Here is a 17,357-nt window from a genome sequence, read left to right as displayed (position 1 = left end):
ATGGGCGGTTGCATGATTGGGGCGGTACGATGATCGGGCTGGTTCTCGTGACGCATGGCCGGCTGGCCGAAGAATTCGTGACGGCGATGGAGCATGTCGTCGGCAAGCAGGAGCGCGTCGCAACGGTCTGCATCGGTCCCGAGGATGACATGGAGGAACGCCGCAACGACATCGCCAGCGCGATCGCTGCGGTCGATGCCGGGCGGGGCGTGATCCTGCTGACCGACCTGTTCGGGGGTACGCCGTCCAACCTCGCGATCTCGCTGCTCGAACGCGGGCGGATCGAAGTGATCGCGGGCATCAACCTGCCGATGCTGATCCGGCTCGAATCCGCGCGCAAGGCGATGAAGGTGGTCGACGCAGTCGCCGCCGCGCGTGAGGCTGGACGGAAGTATATCTCGGTCGCGTCCGAGGTTCTGGGCGAGGCAGCCGCCTGATGTCGGTCACCCGCAGCGTCCTCATCACCAACCGTCGTGGCCTCCACGCACGCGCCAGTGCCAAGTTCGTCACGCTCGCCGCCACGCAGCCGTGCGAGTTGCACGTCGAGAAGGACGGTGCAGGATCGGTGACGGGAACGTCGATCATGGGCCTGATGATGCTGGGCGCGGCGATGGGCGACACGATCGTCATCTCGGCCGATGGCGAGCATGCCGAAACTGCCGTCAGTGCGCTTTGCGAACTGGTCGAGGCCAAGTTCGGCGAGGATTGAACGCCGCAATGCCCCGTGAAATTACCGCTTATTCCAACCCGCTGATCAAGCGGATGCGATCGCTGCGCGAAAAGCGGCATCGCCGCGAGGAAGGTCTGTTCCTTGCTGAAGGCCTGCGCATCCTGACCGAAGCGCGCGAAGCCGGGCGTATTCCCGAATTCCTGTTCTTCGCACGCGACAGCGCGGCGCACCCGCTGGTGCTGGCGCTGGTCGACGCGGTCGAGGCGGCCGGGGGCGAAGCGATCGAAACCGTACCCGACATCCTGTCCAAACTGTCGGGCAAGGACAATTCGCAGGCGGTGGTCGGCGTGTTCGCGGAGTTCTCCCGCACGCTCGACAGCCTCGACCGTGATTCCGCGGCGATCTGGCTCGTCGCCGAGCGGATGCGTGACCCGGGCAATCTGGGGACGATCCTGCGGACCGGCGACGCAGTCGGTGCGGGCGGGCTGATCCTGATCGGCGAATGCGTTGACCCCTTCTCGGTCGAGGCGGTGCGCGCGAGCATGGGGGCGCTGTTCACGGTGCCGGTCGTGCAATGCGAATGGGAGGCGTTCGTGCCGTGGCTGCGCGGCGGGGCTGGCCAGTTGGTCGGGCTGAGCCTCGACACAACGACCGATTACCGCGCGGCGGCGTATCGGACACCGACCTTCCTGCTGACCGGCAACGAAGCACAGGGGATGCCGGACGCGTACGCCGCGGAATGCGATACGCTGGTCAAGATCCCGATGCTTGGCAAGGCGGACAGCCTCAACGCCGCGGTCGCGACTGCGGTGATGGCGTATCAGGTGCTGGGCGCGCAGCCGGAGGGGTGACGTCTACAAGCTCCGGCGATTCCACACCGGCGTCACCCTGAACTCGTTTCAGGGTCCACCGCGCCAAGAAGACGGTCCGGGCACGTTGCACGGTGGATGCTGAAACAAGTTCAGCATGACGGCTGATATGAGAACTCCGGCGTGCCCCCACGCGGTGTCACCCTAAACCCGTGTCAGGGTCCGCCGCGTCGCGATGGATGCGTTCGTTTGAAGGGGAACGGACGAGGATAAACCCTTACCCGTTTTCCGCCTTCAATTCCGCCTACCGGTCGAACGGGTTCTTCGGCGCGCGGAGCGTGAGGCGCACCGGTACCGCACCGAACCCGAGATCCCGCCGAATGCCGTTGATCAGATAGCGTTGATAGCTCGTCGGCAACTGGTCGACTCGCGTGCCGAACAGGACGAAGCCCGGCGGGCGCGTCTTCGCCTGCGTCAGATAGCGCAGCTTGATTCGCTTGCCCCCGGGCGCGGGCGGCGGGTTGGCCTCGACCGCGCGTTCGAACCAGCGGTTGAGTTCGCCTGTGCCGACGCGGCGCGACCACGCATCGCGCGTGTCGAACGCGACCTTGAGCAAAGTGTCGAGTCCCTTGCCGGTCGCCGCCGAGACGGTCAGCACCGGCATGCCCTTGATCTGGCTGAGGCCGTCCTCGAGCGCGGTGCGGATGCCGTTGAACAGGCTGGAGGCATTCTCCGCCACGTCCCATTTGTTGATCGCGACGATCAGCGCACGGCCTTCCTGGAGCGCGGCGTCGGCGATGCGGAGATCCTGCGATTCGAGCCCGCGCGTAGCATCGAGCAGCAGCACGACGACTTCGGCGAAATCGATCGCGTGGAGCGCGTCGGCGACCGACAGCTTCTCGAGCTTGTCCTGCACGTTGGCGCGCTTGCGCATCCCTGCGGTGTCGATCAGCCGGACTTTCCGCGCATCCTCGCCGGGCTCGCGCTCGGGGTCGTGCCAGATCCAGTCGACCGCGATCGAATCGCGCGTGATGCCCGCTTCGGGGCCGGTAATCAGACGGTCTTCGCCGAGGATGCGGTTGATCAGCGTCGATTTGCCCGCGTTCGGACGCCCGATGATCGCGAGTTTGAGCGGCGCGTCGGGGGCATATTCCTCATCGACGTCGGCATTGGGAATGTCGTCGCCCGCGGCGTCCTTCTCGGGCTCGATGAAGGGGAGCAGCGCGTCGAATAGTTCGACGAGGCCCTCTCCGTGCTCCGCCGACAATTCGACCGGATCGCCGAAACCGAGCGAGAGCGACTCGAGGATGCCGTCGGCCCCGGCCTTGCCCTCGGCCTTGTTGGCGACCAAGATGACCGGCGTGGTCGACCCGCGCAGCCAGCGCGCGATTTCCTCGTCGAGCGGGACTATGCCCGCGCGCGAATCGAACAGGAACAAGGCGACGTCGGCCTGCGCGACCGCGGCCTCGGTCTGCGCACGCATCCGGCCGGGCAAGGAGGCGGCGTCCTTGTCCTCGTATCCGGCGGTGTCGATGACGCGGAAATCAAGCCCGACAAGCGTCGCCGCCCCCTCGCGCCGATCACGGGTCACGCCGGGGCGATCGTCGACGAGCGCGAGTTTCTTTCCGACGAGACGATTGAAGAGCGTCGACTTGCCGACGTTCGGCCGGCCGATAATAGCGACCACAGGGAGACTGGACATGGGCTCCCCTTAGGGCAAGCGCACGTCTTCGTCACCCCGCCGTAACAAGGTTACTTGTACGCGGCCAAACGGCCCTTCTGGTCGAGCACATAGAGCGTCGAATTGGCAACGACCGGCGGCAGCGTGAACGGGGCCTTCGATTCGATCACCGTCCCGAGCTTGCCGTCCTCGACCGAGGCGGAGACGATCTCACCGAGCGAGTTGGTCAGGACCAGACGACCGCCTGCGAGCACCGGGCCGTACCAGGTGATCGCATTGGCCTTCTTCTTGTCCTTGATCGTGCCGTCCTTCTGGATCTTCTCGCTCTCGAAGTGCCGGAGCTGGCTGATCCACCGCACCTTGCCGGTCGCGCGTGCGAGGCAGACGAGGCGCGCGTCGTCGGTCACGATGAACACCCATTCGCCCGCGACCCACGGGGTCGAGATGCCCGCGAAATTCTGCTCCCACAGCCGCTGGCCCGAAACGATCTCGAGCGCGACCATGCGACCGCCCTGCCCGACCGCGAAGACGATCCCGCGATCGATCACCGGATCCGCGTCGATATCGGCAAGCGACGACACCGAGGTCGAGATCGACGAGCGCGACAGCGCATCCTGCCACAAGGTGCGGCCATTCTCGTAACGATAGGCGTTGAGTTCGCCCGAGGAGAAGCCCGCGACGACGGTGCCCTGGCTGACCGCGGGGGCTGCGACGCCGAAGACGCCCTGCGTCTCGATCGAGCCCGAGGCGGTCCAGACGACCGTGCCATCCGTCTGCGACAGCACGTAGAGCTGGTTGTCCTGGCTCAGCACATAGACCTGACCATTGGCGACCGAGGGTGCACCGCGCAAAGGAGCACCGGGCTTGGCGCGCCACAATTCCTTGCCGCTCGTCGCATCGAGCGCGACGACGTCGCCGAGACCGTCGGTCGCGAAGACCTTGCCGTCGTCGAAGCTGACGCCGCCGCCGAAGCGCGCGCTGCGCGCCTTCTTGTCGGTCGTCGCGATGCTGGCTTCCCAGGCGGACGCGCCGGTGCTGGCCGAGTAAGCGTGGACGGTCGCGTTGACGTCGATCGCGAACAGCTTGCCGCCGCCGATGACCGGCGCAGCCCCGAGCCGCTGGCGGTTGCTGCCGCCGTCAATCTCGACGCTCCAGGCGCGGCTGAGCGACGTGCCGAGCGTCAGCTGGCCCATCGACTTGGACGAACTGCCGCCGGGCTGTGCCCAGCTGTCGTTGGTCGTTGCCGGGGGTACGGCGACCTGGACCTCACCGATCGTCTTGTCCGCGACGACGCTATTCTCGCCCTGGAGAATCGCGATGCGGTTGCCGAGGACCGGGGTCTTCTTCTTCCCCTTGAAGGTCGCGCAGCTGCTGAGCGCGATGGCGGAGACCGCGACCAGCAGGACTCGATTGGTCATCTTCATTGCGATTTCTGTTCCTTCGGCTGATTCACAGCATCAACCCCCAATACGCCCGCCATCTGAACAGCACGTTGCCGAACCGATTCGGCCACATCGGGCTCGCGCGCGATCTGGCCGTAGAGGGTGCCTGCAAGATCGCGACGGCCCATCTTGAGATAGGACACGGCGACCATCTCGCCTGCGCTGCCGAACCACGGATTGCCCTTGACCGCGAGCCCGCGAAGCCGCGAAACCACGACGTCGGGCTTGATCGTGTCGAGCTCGGCGCTGGTCTGGCGGATCAGCGCCAAATCGCGGAACGGCTGGCCGATCGACCCGTCGTTGGCGACTTCCGCGAACTTGGCGGCGGCACCGCGCAAGTCGTTCTTCTGGAGCAGCAGGTCGGCCTGGCTCATCAACGCAAGCGCGCGATAGCCCTTCACGTTCGAACCCGCGAGCGACCCGAGTTCGGTGGCGGCGGCCGGACGGCGTGCGCCGGCGTCCTCATACGCCTTGCTCAGCGCCTCGCCCTCGTCGCCGGCGACGGATTGCTGATGCGCGCGGTAGATCTGCCATCCGCCAAAGCCGAGGACGATCAGGACGACGATCGCGATCGCGGCGATGCCATAACGGCGCCAGGCGGTCGCCATCTGCTCGCGGCGGAGTTCCTCGTCGACTTCCCGGAGGAATGCGGCATCGGTGTTGGGTGGCACGGCCACTTGGGGAAACTCCATCGGATCGGGGCGGGAAGGTGCGGACCTTAGCGGCGCGCCCGCCTAAACAAAAGCGGGCAAACGTTACGCTATGGTACGGTGCGGAAACGGATCGGACTTAATCCTTCGGTGCGTAAATCTGTTCGGCCCCCGGAAAGGCGCGCGAACGAACCTCTGCCGCATAGGTCGCGGCTGCGGCGGAAATACGGCCACCGAGATCATCGTATTTCTTCACGAAGCGCGCGGTGCGCTCGAACAGGCCGAGCATGTCCTCGGTGACGAGCACCTGTCCGTCGCACTGCACGGAAGCGCCGATCCCGATCGTCGGGCAGGCGACTTTCCGGGTCAGTTCGATTGCGATCGGCTCGACCACGCCCTCGATCACCAATGCGAAGGCACCGGCCTCGGCGATCGCGACGCCGTCCGCGACAATCTTCTCGGACTCCGCCGTGCTGCGTCCGCGCGCGCCGTAACCGCCGAGCGCGTTGACCGCCTGCGGGGTGAGCCCGACGTGCCCGACGACGGGGATCCCGCGTTCGCTCAGGAAACGGACGGTCGGCGCCATCGCGGTGCCGCCTTCGAGCTTCACCGCCGCCGCGCCGGTCTGCTTGAGCAAATAGGCGGCGCTTTCGAACGCTTTCTCAGGCGATGCCTCATAGCTGCCGAACGGCATGTCGATGACGACGACCGCATGATAGCTGCCGCGCACCACTGCTGCGCCGTGCGCCGCCATCATCTCGAGCGTGACGGGAATGGTCGACGGCAGGCCGTAGACCACCTGCCCCAGACTGTCGCCGACCAGCAGCATGTCGCAATGCGGATCGAGCAGCTGCGCGGTGCGGACGGTATAAGCGGTGAGCATCACCAGCGGGTCGCCGCCCTTCCCCTTGCTCGCGCGGATCGCGGGGACGGTGAGGCGCTTCATCGGCGCTGGCGTCGGGTTGGCGCGGCTGGTCGCGGTGTCGATCGTGAAGGTCGTGGACATGGGCGTGAGACCTAGCCGATTGCTTTTGTGCGCGCCAGCGTGTCGCCTTGGTGGGAAGCTGGCTTGACTCCATGTTCGGTTTGGTTGACATTGTGCGTACTGCTTTGAACATGGGGGTCGCTATGTCGTTCCGGGAAAAGCTTTCGTGGGTGTCGTTGGGCGGGATCACGGTCGCCTATGGGCCGTACTTCTTCATCGTGCTGGTGCTGCAACGGACGCCGACCTCGCTCGGGGTTGCCGACGCTGCGGGGATCCTGACCGCGGTACTAGTGTTGACGTGCCTGATGACCGTCGCGACCATCATCGTCGCGATCACCAACGTGCGCGACGCGCAGGCACCGAGCGACGAACGCGACGTGCGGATCGCCGGGCGCGCAGTCGCCTTTGCCTATCCGGTGCTGCTGGCCGGGGTGTTTGCCGCGCTGGCGACATTATTCTTCGGGGCGAACCAGGCCGTGCTGATCAATGCGGTGCTTGCCGCGGTGGTGCTTGGCGAATTGACGCGCTGCCTCTTCGAGATCGTGGGCTATCGGACGCGCGGCTGAGCATGGCGCGGATGCCCATCACCAACCAGATCCGCCTGCTGCGGTTCATGGCGGGTGAGATGACTCAGGCCGAGCTCGGGGCGCGCATCGGGATGACGCGCCAGACCGTCGCAGCGATCGAGGCGGGGAAATATTCCCCGACGCTCGAGGCTGCGTTCCGGATCGCGCAGGTGTTCGGCAAACCGCTCGACGCGGTGTTCCAGTGGGACGGGGACGCGGTCAGTCGACCGTGACGCCCTTCCAGAAGGCGAAGCGGTCCTTGATCTCGGCGGCCTTGGGCTTGGGGTCGGGGTAATACCATGCCGCGTCGACGTTGCGCTTGCCGTCGACGACGAGCGTCTTGTAGCTCGCGTCGCCCTTCCACGGGCAATGCGAATGCGTCGCGCTCGGTTCGAACAGGTCGGCGACGATGCTGTCGGCGGGGAAATAATGGTTGCCCTCGATGATCACCGTCTCGTCCGACTGGGCGATCACGGCTCCGTTCCAGCGTGCGGTCGGCATGTGCTTGGTCCTTCAGGTCAGGGCTTGAGGGCCTCAACATAGGTATCGGGCTTGAAGCCTGCCAGCAGCACGTCGTCCTTGACGAGGATCGGGCGTTTGATGGCGGAGGGGTTGGCGAGCAGGAGCGCGAGCGCCTTGTCGGCGTCGAGGTCGGTCTTGTCGGCGTCGGGGAGCTTGCGGAAGGTGGTGCCGGCGCGGTTGAGGACGGTTTCCCAGCCGAGCTTTTCGATCCATGCGCGCAGGAGCGCGGGGTCTACGCCGGCGGTCTTGTAGTTGTGGAAGGTGTAGGGGACGCCGTTGGTGTCTAGCCAGGTGCGGGCTTTCTTGACGGTGTCGCAGGCTGGGATGCCGTAGAGGGTTGCGGGCATTGGGGAATCCTGATTGCTTTGCAGGCTGCGGGACAGCAGGATGCGAAGGTAGACGCGTTTATCTGTGCCACGCCAGTGGCATGGTGCGAAACGGGAACCTTGCACGGTGCGGAGGAACGATGCGGCCTGAATCTGAAAAGCGTGAAACGCCGGCAAACTACTGGCGGCTAGCAGTTATTGTAGCGCTGGCGATCGGCTGCATCGCTGGCCTTCCCGATTTCGTGCACGGCGTCGCCGACGGCTATAGCGGCCGGTAGTCGATCCACCCCGGCACCAGGCCGATTGACGACGTTCCTCGCGCCGATCGCTACCGCCGCATCGGTAGGAGAACATCATGTCTTTACTAGCGACTTTGGTTCTGACCGCAGGAACCGCAACGGCGCAGGTTCCGTCCCCGCCCGCCAGCCCCCAACCGACGACCAACCCGACAATGACCGCAATCTACGACGCCGATCAGGCCGCACGGGATACCCCCCGGACAATCGACTGGAAGATCGTTCTCCCTGCGGATCGCGCGCGACGGGAACAGACTCAGGCGCTGCTCGACGCGGGAAGGCTCGCCAGCGCCGACGACTTCTATCACGCCGCTTACGTCTTTCAGCACGGGGAAACGCCCGACGATTTCCTGAAGGCGCATACGCTCGCGGTCGTCGCGGTGGCGCGGGGCAAGGCGGACGCGGTGTGGATTTCCGCCGCGACGCTCGACCGGTATCTGCAGCGCATCGGCCAGCCGCAAGTTTATGGGACGCAGTTCAACCATCCGCCCGGCAGCAAATGGACGCAGGAACCGTATCGACGAAACCTGCTCAGTGATGCCCTGCGGGAAGCGAGCGGCGTTCCACCGCTTGCCCAGCAGGAGAAGCAGCGCGAAGACTGGGAACGCCAGCTACCCTGAAACGCGCCGTATCACAGGAAGGGACACGGCGCGCTCCGGGAGTATCGATCAAGCCGCCTCGAACATCTCCGGTGCCAGCGCCATCAGCGCTTCGGACCCGCCCTCGATCTTGCGGCGCAGTGCGCCAGCCTCGGGCATCACGCGCTCGGCGAAATAGCGTGCGGTGATCAGCTTGGCGTCGAGGAACTTCAGGTCCCCCTCGCCCGCTGCCTTGAGCCTGGTCGCGGCGACTGCCATCCGCAGCCACATCAGCCCGACCGCGACGATCCCCATCAGATGCATGTAGCTGTGCGCGCCCGCGCCGACGTTGTCGGGGTTCTGCATGCCGTTCTGCATGAACCAGACGGTCGCCTGCTGGAGCTCGCCATTCGCCTTCTCCAGTGCGCCGGCGAACACGGCGGTCGCGGGATCGGCCTTCCCGGCAGCGACTTCCTCGGCCACCACCTTGAACAGCGCCTGCACCGCGCGTCCGCCGTTCTGCGCGAGCTTGCGGCCGACCAGATCCATCGCCTGCACGCCGTTGGTGCCTTCGTAGATCATCGCGATCCGCGCATCGCGGACGTACTGCTCCATGCCCCATTCGGCGATGTAGCCGTGGCCGCCGTACACCTGCTGCGCGTTGGTCGCGATGTCATAGCCCTTGTCGGTGCCATAGCCCTTGATGACCGGCGTCAGCAGCCCGAGCAGATCGCCCGCGAGCTGCTTCTCTTCGTCGCTGACCGCGGCATGTTCGAGATCGGCCTGAAGCGCGCCCCACAGGCAGAGTGCGCGAAGGCCCTCGGTCAGCGCCTTCGACTCCATCAGCATCCGGCGGACGTCGGGGTGGACGAACAGCGTGTCCGCCTTCTCGCCCGGCTCCTTCGCGCCGGTGAGCGAACGGCCCTGGCGGCGGTCCTGCGCATATTGGACTGCATTCTGATAGGCGACTTCGGCGACGCCGAGGCCCTGCAAGCCCACGCCCAGACGCGCGGCGTTCATCATGATGAACATAGCGGCGAGGCCCTTCATTTCCTCGCCGACGAGCCAGCCGATCGCGCCGTCATAGTTCATCACGCAGGTTGAATTGGCGTGGATCCCCATCTTGTGCTCGATCGAGCCGCAGGTGACCGCGTTGCGCTCCCCGATCGCGCCGTCGTCGCCGACCATGAACTTGGGCACCACGAACAGCGAAATGCCCTTCGAACTTTCGGGCGCGCCCGGCGTCTTCGCCAGCACGAGGTGGATGATGTTGCTGGTCAGGTCATGCTCGCCCGACGAGATGAAGATCTTGGTGCCGGTGATCGCATAGGAGCCGTCCGCCTGCGGCTCGGCGCGGGTGCGGATCAGGCCGAGGTCGGTGCCGCATTGCGGTTCGGTCAGGTTCATCGTCCCGCCCCATTCGCCGCTGACCATCTTGGGGACGTACTTTGCCTTCTGCTCGTCCGAGCCCTTGACCAGCAGCGCTGCAATCGCGCCGTGCGACAGACCGGGATACATGGCGAACGCCATGTTGGCGGAGATCATATATTCCTGGAACGCGGTCGAGACGACGTGCGGCATCCCCTGCCCGCCGAATTCCTCGGGTGCGCTGAGCGTGCCCCAGCCCGATTCGACGAACGCCTGATAGGCTTCCTTGAAGCCCTTGGGGGTCGTGACCGAACCGTCGTCATGCCGGACGCAGCCTTCCTGGTCGCCCGAATAGTTGAGTGGGAACAGCACTTCGGCGACGAACTTGCCGCCCTCTTCGAGCACCGCGTCGACCACATCGGGGGTCGCGTTCTGGAAGCCGGGGAGATTGGCGTGGCTCTGCAGGCCGATCACGTGATCGAGGATGAAGCGCGTGTCGCGGACGGGGGGCGTATACTGGGGCATGGGTTCAGTCCTTCATCTGGCCGGATGAGCCATGGGTTTCGAGCAGGGTGACGAAGTCGTCGAGTTCGTGGATCGCCGCGTCGATGTCGCGTTTCTGCGCGGTCAGCAGCGCGATCCGGTCGCGACAGCGCTCGATCGTCGTCTGGCGCTGAATCTTTCGACCATCGCCGATGTCGTACAGGTCGATCATCTCGCGGATCTCGCCGAGCGAGAAGCCAACGCGCTTGCCGCGCAGGATCCACGCGAGCCGTGCCCGGTCGCGCTGCGAATAGATGCGAGTCGTCCCGCGCCGCTCGGGCGCGATCAGGCCTTCATCCTCGTAGAAGCGCAACGCACGCGCGGTCACGTCGAATTCCGCCGACAGGTCGGAGATGGAGAAATGATCGCGTGTCGGATGGCGATCGATGAGGGCGTAGGCGGCACCGGTGCTCATGCAGGGTAAGGTAGTTGCCCTTTACGTGAACGTCAATACACGATGCGGGTGTTGGGTGACCTTCAGGGTCCGCACAGCAGCTTGCCGCGCGGGCCACGCAGCGTGGCGGCCTCGGACACGGAGTCGCTCAGTCGATCGAGCGCTAGCCCTGCAATCGAGGCGCGATCCTGGCACAAGGCCTGACATCCGCTCGGCAAGCGTCCGGGGAAGACGATCCGGTCGCCCTCGAAGCGTGCATCGAAACGGCACCCGTTGGACGATCGTGGCGCATCGAAGCTGACATGGAGCGTCTCGCCGTCGCGCGTGACGACTCCGCTGCCGCTGCACCGCTCGCTGTCGTCGTAATCGATCGTGACGCCGATGCGGTAGGCGGTCGCGCTGGGCACGATGCAGACCCGGTCGGCCTCACGGGCATAAAGCCCCGTGATGTCGGTGCTGGCGGGATCGGGAATGATCCCCGCCTGGATCGCCGCGGCCTCGAGCCCGGTCGGCGTCGCCTTCTGCTGCGGCGCTTGGGATCCCTGACACCCCGCAAGCGCTGCCAGCGCCGCGAACAGCGCGGGTTTCAAACGACCCGCACGAGCTGATCGCCCTCGATCCGGCGATAGAAGCAACTGCGTTCGCCGGTGTGGCACGCGGGGCCGGCGGGATCGACGATCAGCCATATCGCGTCCTGATCGCAGTCGATCCGGATGTCGTGGACGCGCAACACATGGCCCGAGCTCTCACCCTTGCGCCACAGCTTGCCGCGGCTGCGCGACCAGAAATGCGCGTCGCCGGTTTCCACCGTCAGCCGCAGCGCCTCGGCGTTCATATGCGCGAGCATCAGCATTTCGCCGGTCGTGCGGTCGGTCGCCACCGCGGTGATAAGGCCGGCGGCGTCATATTTGGGGTCGAGCACAAGCCCGGTTTCGCGAAGGTCTGCCATGCCGACGACCTACAGTGGTCGCTCCCGTCCGTCACCCCTTGCGGATCGCCTCGACCAGTTCGTCCTTGGTCATCGTCGAGCGGCCCTCGATCCCGATCTTGCGCGCTTCCTCGAGCAGATCGTCCTTGGTGCGATCCTCCAAATTGCCCCCGCCGCGATGATCGATTGTCCCGGCAGCTTTGGCGTTGGCGATTCGCGCGGCTTTCTCGGGCGATGCGCCGTCGTCACGCAATTCCTCGTAGAGTTTGTCGTCCTTGATGCTCGGGCCGTGATCCTTCGCCATGCTCCTTCTCCCCTAGCGAGCAATATTGCGTCCTGTGCAGCCCGGGAAACGACCAATGCGACCAATCGCTCCTGACGATGTGACAAAAGCGCGACAAACGCGAAGTCCGCCCCTATATGCCGCCTCGAAGCTCTACCCTCCCCCGAAGGGCGCCAATGCTCACAACCAATCCGTTCGAAGCCCCCGAAAACGGGGACAAACTGCATGAAGAATGCGGTGTCTTTGGTATCTCCGGCGCGGCCGACGCTGCCCGGCTGGTCGCGCTGGGGCTCCACGCGCTCCAGCATCGCGGCCAGGAAGCGGCTGGTATCACCAGCTTCGACGGAGCCGAATTCCACACCCACCGCGCGATGGGTCACGTCGCGGGCAATTTCGACCGCGAGGAGATCATGGTCCCGCTGCGCGGTACGGTCGCCTGCGGCCATGTGCGCTATTCCACCACGGGCGAGACCGCGCTGCGCAACGTCCAGCCGCTCTATGCGGACCTCGCCTCGGGCGGGTTCGCGATTGCGCATAACGGCAATATTTCCAACGCGATGCGGCTGCGCCGCGATCTCGTTCGGCGCGGCTCGATCTTCCAGTCGACCAGCGATACCGAGACGATCATCCATCTCGTCGCGACCTCCAACTACCGGACCGTCGTCGACAAGTTCATCGATGCGTTGAAGCGCGTCGAAGGCGCGTATTCGCTGATCGTGATGACGCCCGAGGGCATGATCGCCTGCCGCGATCCGCTCGGCATTCGTCCGCTCGTGATGGGCCGGATCGAACAGTCGGACGGCAGCCAGGCGGTGATATTTGCGTCCGAGACGGTCGCGCTCGACGTCGTCGGTGCGACCTTCGTCCGCTCGATCGACCCGGGCGAGCTCGTCATGGTCAAGGGCAGCGAGATCACCTCGCATCGCCCGTTCGCGCCCGTGTCGGCGCGTCCGTGCATCTTCGAATTCGTCTATTTCTCGCGCCCCGATTCGATCTCGGAGGACCGCAGCGTCTATACCGTGCGCAAGGCGATCGGCGCGCAGCTCGCGATCGAAAGTCCGGTCGATGCCGACCTCGTCATTCCTGTTCCCGATTCGGGCACCCCGGCGGCGCTGGGTTATGCGCAAGAGTCGGGCATTCCGTTCGAACTTGGGATCATCCGTTCGCATTATGTCGGGCGCACCTTCATCCAGCCGGGCGACAAGGTTCGTCACCTTGGTGTGAAGTTGAAGCACAACGCCAATCGCGCGCTGATCGCGGGCAAGAAGATCGTGCTGATCGACGATTCGATCGTGCGCGGGACGACCAGCCTCAAGATCGTCGAGATGATGCGCGAAGCGGGCGCGGCAGAGGTCCATATGCGGATCGCGAGTCCGCCGACGCGGCATTCGTGCTTCTACGGCGTAGATACACCGGAGCGTGCAAAGCTGCTCGCCGCGACCAAGAACCTTGAGCAAATGGCCGAATATATTAAGGCGGACAGCCTCGCGTTCGTCTCGATCGACGGCCTGTACAAGGCGCTCGGCGAGCCACAGCGCAACGCGATCCGGCCGAGCCACTGCGATGCCTGCTTCACCGGGGATTATCCGACGACGCTGACCGATCAGGACGATGTCTCGTCGGTCGACCAGTTCGCGCTATTGGCCGAACGCGTCAGCTGAGGACTCCTGCGATGACTGATATCAATGCTGCCGCTGCTGCGGTCGACCGTCCGCTGGCTGGCCAGGTCGCGCTCGTCACCGGTGCTAGCAAGGGGATCGGCGCCGCTACCGCAATCGCGCTGGCGGCCGCGGGTGCGCATGTCGTACTGACCGCGCGTACCGCGGCATCGCTCGAAGCGGTCGAGAATGCGATCTTCGACGCGGGCGGCTCGGCGACGATTGCGCCGCTCGACCTGACCCAGGCCGACGCCATCGCACGGCTCGGCACGGCGATCGGTGAACGCTGGCCGGCGCTCGATATCCTGGTGCTCAACGCGGCGATGCTGGGGACGCTTGCCCCGGTACCGGCGATCGACCCCAAGGAAATGGCGGCGGTGCTGACGCTCAACATCAGCGCGCAAGCCGCGCTGATCGCGGCGTTCGACCCGATGCTGCGCAAGTCGAAGCGTGCCCGCGTCATAGGCATGACCTCGAGCGTGGGGCGCAAGCCGCGGGCGTATTGGGGGCTGTACGGAGCCTCGAAGGCAGCGTTCGAGACGATCGTCTCGGCGTATGGCGACGAGATGGAGCATATCAGCCAGATCCGCACCGCGATCCTTGACCCCGGGGCGACGCGGACCGACATGCGCCGTCGCGCCTATCCTGGGGAAGACCCCAAGTCGGTCAAGGAACCGCGCGTCGTCGCGGACCGGATCGTCGCGCTGCTGACCGAGGATTTCGCGACAGGGCATTTCGAACGGGTCGCTTGAGGTCGGTTGGTCGTTGAGCAACTCCGTGGCCCAACCGCCTAATTGACGCGAAGGCTAGATCTTTTTCTAAAGGCAGTCGGACGTTCGCTCGTCGTCCGTGCTCGAAAGCTGCCGTCATGCTGAACTCGTTTCAGCATCCACCGTGCAACAGGCATAGTCCGGACTCGTGGAGGGCTGGATCCTGAAACAAGTTCAGGATGACGGAGGATAGTGGTGCGAGCCGGGACCTCTTCGTTCAGACCTTTCTTGGTTAGTTCCCCGCCTTCACCAGCGTCACCTGCGCCACATCGATCCCCTGCCCGCGAAATCCGCCTTCGCAGTACATCAGATAATAGCGCCACAAGTCGATGAACTTGCGGTCGAACTTCGTAGGCAACCGACCCGCCGAAACCGCCGCGTCGAACGCAACACGCCAGCGCCGCAGCGTCTCGGCATAATGCAATCCGAAGCTGTGATTGTCGCGCCACTCCAAGCCGTTCGCTGCCGCCAGCGCGCGGAAGCGGCTTTCCGACAGCAGCATCCCGCCCGGAAAGACGAACCGCTGGATGAAGTCGACGTTCGCGGCATAGGCCTCGAAGATCGCGTCATCGATCGTGATATACTGGATCGCCGCCCGCCCGCCGGGCTTGAGCGCGCGGGCCACCGCCGCGAGATACGTGCCCCAATAATCCTGCCCGACCGCCTCGACCATCTCGATGCTCGCGATGCCGTCATACTGGCCGGTAACATCGCGGTAATCGGTCCGCGCGACGGTGACGCCCGACAGGCCGGCATCCGCGATCCGGTCATTGACCGCGCGTTCCTGTTCGCTCGACAGCGTGATCGCATCGACGCGCAACCCGCGCCGCGCCGCCGCCTCGGCAAAGCCACCCCAGCCGCAGCCGATCTCGAGCACGGTCTGCCCGGGTGACAGCTCCAGCCGGTCGAGGATGGCCGCGTTCTTGCGCCCCTGTGCCGCAGTCAGATTCTCGGTCGTCATCGCCGCTTCGTCGAACAAAGCGGCCGAATACATCATGCTCGGATCGAGCCACAGGCTGTAAAAATCGTTGCCCAGATCGTAATGGAAATGGATGTTGCGCCGCGACCCGGCGCGAGAATTTCGGCGCAGGCCGTTGCGCCATCCGCGCAGCATCCGGATCATCCCGCCGGACCGCGCCGTCCCGCCCAGACTGACGCGGTTGCGCATGAACAGCTCGAACAGCACGGTCGGATCTGGACTGGTCCATTCGCCCTTGGCCCAGCCGACATACCAGCCCGCCGAGCCCCCCGTCACCAGCCGCAACAGCGCGCGCCAGCTGATCAGGTCGACCACCGCCGCCGGCCCGGGCGCACGTCCACCGAGCAACCGCTTGCGTCCCCCCGGCAATGTCGCCGCGAGCGACCCCTCGACCAGTCCGGAATCGATCCGGTCGAGCACGGCGTTGAACGGTTTTGCAAATACCCCAAACATCGCGCTCCCCTCGCATTCCGGGGCGTGGTTGCCAAGCCGCTCAGCGCACCTGTTTTACCGCCTGCAATGCGCGCTCGCGCGCCTCGCGGTGGCCGATGATCTTGGCGGGATAATCTTTCGGGAGGCACCCGGCTTCCTCAGGGTCGTGGATCGCGTCGCCCTCCACGTCGGCAAGTTCGGGCACCCACTGGCGGATATAGTCTGCCGCGTCGAATTTCGGCGACTGCGTAAGCGGCGCCATGATCCGGACGAACATGTTCGAATCGATCCCCGTGCCCGCGGTCCACTGCCAGTTGACCGAGTTGGACCCATAGTCGCCATCGACCAGGCAATCCCAGAACCACCGCTCGCCCTCGCGCCAGTCGATCAGGAGATGCTTGATCAGGAAGCTCGCGGTGATCATGCGGACGCGGTTGTGCATCCAGCCGGTCTTCCAAAGCTGGCGCATCCCAGCGTCGACGATCGGATAGCCGGTGCGGCCCTGCTGCCATGCCCTGAGGTCGGCGTCAGCGTCCGCACCGCTGCGCCACGGCATCGCGTCATACTTCTCGCGGGCGTTCTTCGAGCCGTATTCCGGATATTGCAGGATGACGGTCTGCGCATAGTCGCGCCAGCCGATCTCGCTCAGGAAGACATCGACCGATCCCCCGACATCGGCAACCGCGTGCCACACCTGCGCCGCCGACAGCTCCCCGAAGTGGAGATGCGGCGACAGGCGCGAGCTGCCCTCCTGCGAGGGGAAGTTGCGCGTGTCGTCATAGTCATCCGCCTGCTTCTTGAAGGCGTTCAGGCGATCGTGCGCGGCGTCCTCGCCGGGCGTCCAGTCGTCCGAGAAGCCGGTCGACCAGTCGGGCTTGGTCGGCAGCAGCGTCCAGTCGGCGAGTTTGTCGCACTTGGGCCATTTGGACGGCGACGGGATCTTGCCGGGTTTGTGGATCGGCGCAGGCGGCGGCATGTGCTGCTTGAGCGCGCGCCAGAACGGGGTGTAGATCTTGTACTGCCCGCCGCTGCCGGTCGTGATCGATCCCGGCGGCGCGAGGTAATTGCCGTCGTGGCAAACTAGGTCGAGCGTCTCGGCGATCGCTTCCTCGGCCTTGCGCCACCACGGTTCGAAATGGCGAATGCAATGGACCTGCGCCGCACCGGTTTCCTCGGCGAGCTGCGCCAGCACCTCGACGCATTTCCCGCGCCGCAGGATCAGCCGCGATCCCTTCTCGCGCAGGTCGGCATCGAGGCTCTCGAGGCTATGGTGCAGCCACCAGCGCGAGGCACCGCCCATATGGTATTTGTCGGGGGTGTCGTCGTCGAGGATGTAGACGGGGATCACCGCGCCTTCGTTGATCGCGGCGAGGAGGGCGGGTTGATCGGCAAGGCGAAGGTCTCGGCGGAGCCAGAGGAGCGAAACGGTGTCGCTCACTTTGGGGCGCCTTGAGAAGAAGGGTAACTCGCACAAAGC

22 protein-coding genes are annotated in these 17,357 nt (G+C 65.3%); 9 read left to right on the top strand and 13 right to left on the bottom strand.

Annotation, left to right across the window (positions count from 1 at the left end; genetic code table 11):
- Window positions 1-29: 29 nt before the first annotated feature.
- Genes ABIC17_RS08015 through ABIC17_RS08005 form a run of 3 tightly spaced genes read left to right on the top strand, consistent with a single transcriptional unit; the run spans window position 30 to window position 1,521 of the window.
- The gene (locus tag ABIC17_RS08015) at window positions 30-437 is read left to right on the top strand and encodes a PTS sugar transporter subunit IIA (RefSeq protein ID WP_354280767.1); all 408 of its coding nucleotides are present in this window, start codon (window positions 30-32) and stop codon (window positions 435-437) included.
- Window positions 437-709 carry an HPr family phosphocarrier protein gene (locus ABIC17_RS08010; RefSeq protein WP_354280765.1) on the top strand — a complete coding sequence of 91 codons (273 nt, stop codon included), beginning with the start codon at window positions 437-439 and terminating at the stop codon, window positions 707-709. Before ABIC17_RS08015 ends, ABIC17_RS08010 begins: the two co-directional genes overlap by 1 nt.
- 8 nt (window positions 710-717) lie before the next feature.
- On the top strand, window positions 718-1,521 hold the full coding sequence (locus ABIC17_RS08005; protein WP_354280763.1) for a TrmH family RNA methyltransferase: 804 nt from the start codon (window positions 718-720) through the stop codon (window positions 1,519-1,521).
- Between the two features lie 262 nt (window positions 1,522-1,783).
- On the opposite strand, the gene der is transcribed toward ABIC17_RS08005, so the two are convergent.
- The 4 genes from der to panB form a co-directional block, all read right to left on the bottom strand.
- A complete protein-coding gene (gene der, locus ABIC17_RS08000) occupies window positions 1,784-3,181 on the bottom strand; it encodes a ribosome biogenesis GTPase Der (RefSeq protein ID WP_242186904.1) in 1,398 nt (465 codons plus the stop codon).
- 50 nt (window positions 3,182-3,231) lie between these two features.
- The gene (locus ABIC17_RS07995) at window positions 3,232-4,584 is read right to left on the bottom strand and encodes a PQQ-binding-like beta-propeller repeat protein (RefSeq protein WP_354280761.1); all 1,353 of its coding nucleotides are present in this window, start codon (window positions 4,582-4,584) and stop codon (window positions 3,232-3,234) included.
- The gene (locus ABIC17_RS07990) at window positions 4,581-5,279 is read right to left on the bottom strand and encodes a tetratricopeptide repeat protein (protein ID WP_354280759.1); all 699 of its coding nucleotides are present in this window, start codon (window positions 5,277-5,279) and stop codon (window positions 4,581-4,583) included. Before ABIC17_RS07990 ends, ABIC17_RS07995 begins: the two co-directional genes overlap by 4 nt.
- Window positions 5,280-5,391: 112 nt before the next feature.
- Complete coding sequence (gene panB, locus ABIC17_RS07985; RefSeq protein WP_354280757.1) at window positions 5,392-6,258, bottom strand: 3-methyl-2-oxobutanoate hydroxymethyltransferase; 867 nt, start codon at window positions 6,256-6,258, stop codon at window positions 5,392-5,394.
- 122 nt (window positions 6,259-6,380) lie between these two features.
- Between panB and ABIC17_RS07980 the strand changes: the two genes are divergently transcribed.
- Window positions 6,381-6,803, top strand: coding sequence for a hypothetical protein (locus ABIC17_RS07980; protein WP_354280756.1), 423 nt, complete (start codon window positions 6,381-6,383; stop codon window positions 6,801-6,803).
- A gap of 2 nt (window positions 6,804-6,805) precedes the next feature.
- On the top strand, window positions 6,806-7,036 hold the full coding sequence (locus ABIC17_RS07975; RefSeq protein WP_354280755.1) for a helix-turn-helix transcriptional regulator: 231 nt from the start codon (window positions 6,806-6,808) through the stop codon (window positions 7,034-7,036).
- On the opposite strand, the gene ABIC17_RS07970 is transcribed toward ABIC17_RS07975, so the two are convergent.
- Window positions 7,023-7,304: a DUF427 domain-containing protein gene (locus tag ABIC17_RS07970; RefSeq protein WP_354280753.1), complete on the bottom strand. Its 282-nt coding sequence runs from the start codon at window positions 7,302-7,304 to the stop codon at window positions 7,023-7,025. The genes ABIC17_RS07975 and ABIC17_RS07970 overlap by 14 nt on opposite strands.
- A gap of 17 nt (window positions 7,305-7,321) precedes the next feature.
- Window positions 7,322-7,672: an arsenate reductase gene (locus ABIC17_RS07965; protein ID WP_354280752.1), complete on the bottom strand. Its 351-nt coding sequence runs from the start codon at window positions 7,670-7,672 to the stop codon at window positions 7,322-7,324.
- Window positions 7,673-7,791: 119 nt separating this feature from the next.
- Between ABIC17_RS07965 and ABIC17_RS07960 the strand changes: the two genes are divergently transcribed.
- Together ABIC17_RS07960 and ABIC17_RS07955 are read left to right on the top strand one after the other, a co-directional pair.
- On the top strand, window positions 7,792-7,929 hold the full coding sequence (locus ABIC17_RS07960) for a hypothetical protein (protein ID WP_354280750.1): 138 nt from the start codon (window positions 7,792-7,794) through the stop codon (window positions 7,927-7,929).
- A gap of 77 nt (window positions 7,930-8,006) precedes the next feature.
- Window positions 8,007-8,567 carry a hypothetical protein gene (locus ABIC17_RS07955; protein ID WP_354280748.1) on the top strand — a complete coding sequence of 187 codons (561 nt, stop codon included), beginning with the start codon at window positions 8,007-8,009 and terminating at the stop codon, window positions 8,565-8,567.
- A 48-nt stretch (window positions 8,568-8,615) separates the two neighbouring features.
- Here ABIC17_RS07955 and ABIC17_RS07950 read toward each other — a convergent pair whose 3' ends face one another.
- The 5 genes from ABIC17_RS07950 to ABIC17_RS07930 all read right to left on the bottom strand — a co-directional run bounded on the left by ABIC17_RS07950 (window position 8,616) and on the right by ABIC17_RS07930 (window position 12,062).
- Entirely contained in the window at window positions 8,616-10,418 is a 1,803-nt protein-coding gene (locus ABIC17_RS07950; protein ID WP_354280746.1) for an acyl-CoA dehydrogenase C-terminal domain-containing protein, read from the bottom strand.
- 4 nt (window positions 10,419-10,422) lie between these two features.
- Window positions 10,423-10,851, bottom strand: coding sequence for a MerR family transcriptional regulator (locus ABIC17_RS07945; RefSeq protein WP_354280744.1), 429 nt, complete (start codon window positions 10,849-10,851; stop codon window positions 10,423-10,425).
- A 62-nt stretch (window positions 10,852-10,913) separates the two neighbouring features.
- A complete protein-coding gene (locus ABIC17_RS07940) occupies window positions 10,914-11,420 on the bottom strand; it encodes a hypothetical protein (RefSeq protein WP_354280742.1) in 507 nt (168 codons plus the stop codon).
- The gene (gene hisI / locus ABIC17_RS07935) at window positions 11,417-11,779 is read right to left on the bottom strand and encodes a phosphoribosyl-AMP cyclohydrolase (RefSeq protein ID WP_354280741.1); all 363 of its coding nucleotides are present in this window, start codon (window positions 11,777-11,779) and stop codon (window positions 11,417-11,419) included. The genes ABIC17_RS07940 and hisI overlap by 4 nt, the downstream gene beginning before the upstream one ends.
- Window positions 11,780-11,810: 31 nt before the next feature.
- Window positions 11,811-12,062, bottom strand: coding sequence for a Rho termination factor N-terminal domain-containing protein (locus ABIC17_RS07930; RefSeq protein WP_354280739.1), 252 nt, complete (start codon window positions 12,060-12,062; stop codon window positions 11,811-11,813).
- A 155-nt stretch (window positions 12,063-12,217) separates the two neighbouring features.
- Here ABIC17_RS07930 and purF point away from each other — a divergent pair, with 155 nt between their 5' ends.
- Together purF and ABIC17_RS07920 are read left to right on the top strand one after the other, a co-directional pair.
- Window positions 12,218-13,702: an amidophosphoribosyltransferase gene (purF, locus tag ABIC17_RS07925; protein ID WP_354280737.1), complete on the top strand. Its 1,485-nt coding sequence runs from the start codon at window positions 12,218-12,220 to the stop codon at window positions 13,700-13,702.
- Window positions 13,703-13,713: 11 nt separating this feature from the next.
- Complete coding sequence (locus ABIC17_RS07920) at window positions 13,714-14,451, top strand: SDR family NAD(P)-dependent oxidoreductase (protein WP_354280735.1); 738 nt, start codon at window positions 13,714-13,716, stop codon at window positions 14,449-14,451.
- A 250-nt stretch (window positions 14,452-14,701) separates the two neighbouring features.
- Here the strand turns inward: ABIC17_RS07920 and ABIC17_RS07915 are convergent, their stop codons facing one another.
- Both ABIC17_RS07915 and ABIC17_RS07910 read right to left on the bottom strand, forming a co-directional pair.
- Window positions 14,702-15,901, bottom strand: a complete 1,200-nt coding sequence (locus tag ABIC17_RS07915) for a class I SAM-dependent methyltransferase (protein ID WP_354280733.1) — start codon at window positions 15,899-15,901, stop codon at window positions 14,702-14,704.
- A gap of 40 nt (window positions 15,902-15,941) precedes the next feature.
- A complete protein-coding gene (locus ABIC17_RS07910; protein WP_354280731.1) occupies window positions 15,942-17,318 on the bottom strand; it encodes a cryptochrome/photolyase family protein in 1,377 nt (458 codons plus the stop codon).
- Between the last annotated feature and the right edge of the window lie 39 nt (window positions 17,319-17,357).

This window comes from Sphingomonas sp. PvP056 (assembly GCF_040549155.1).
Lineage (GTDB): Bacteria > Pseudomonadota > Alphaproteobacteria > Sphingomonadales > Sphingomonadaceae > Sphingomonas.
The sequence above is the reverse complement of the archived record's forward strand: the minus strand, read 5'-3'. Positions and strand labels throughout refer to the sequence as shown.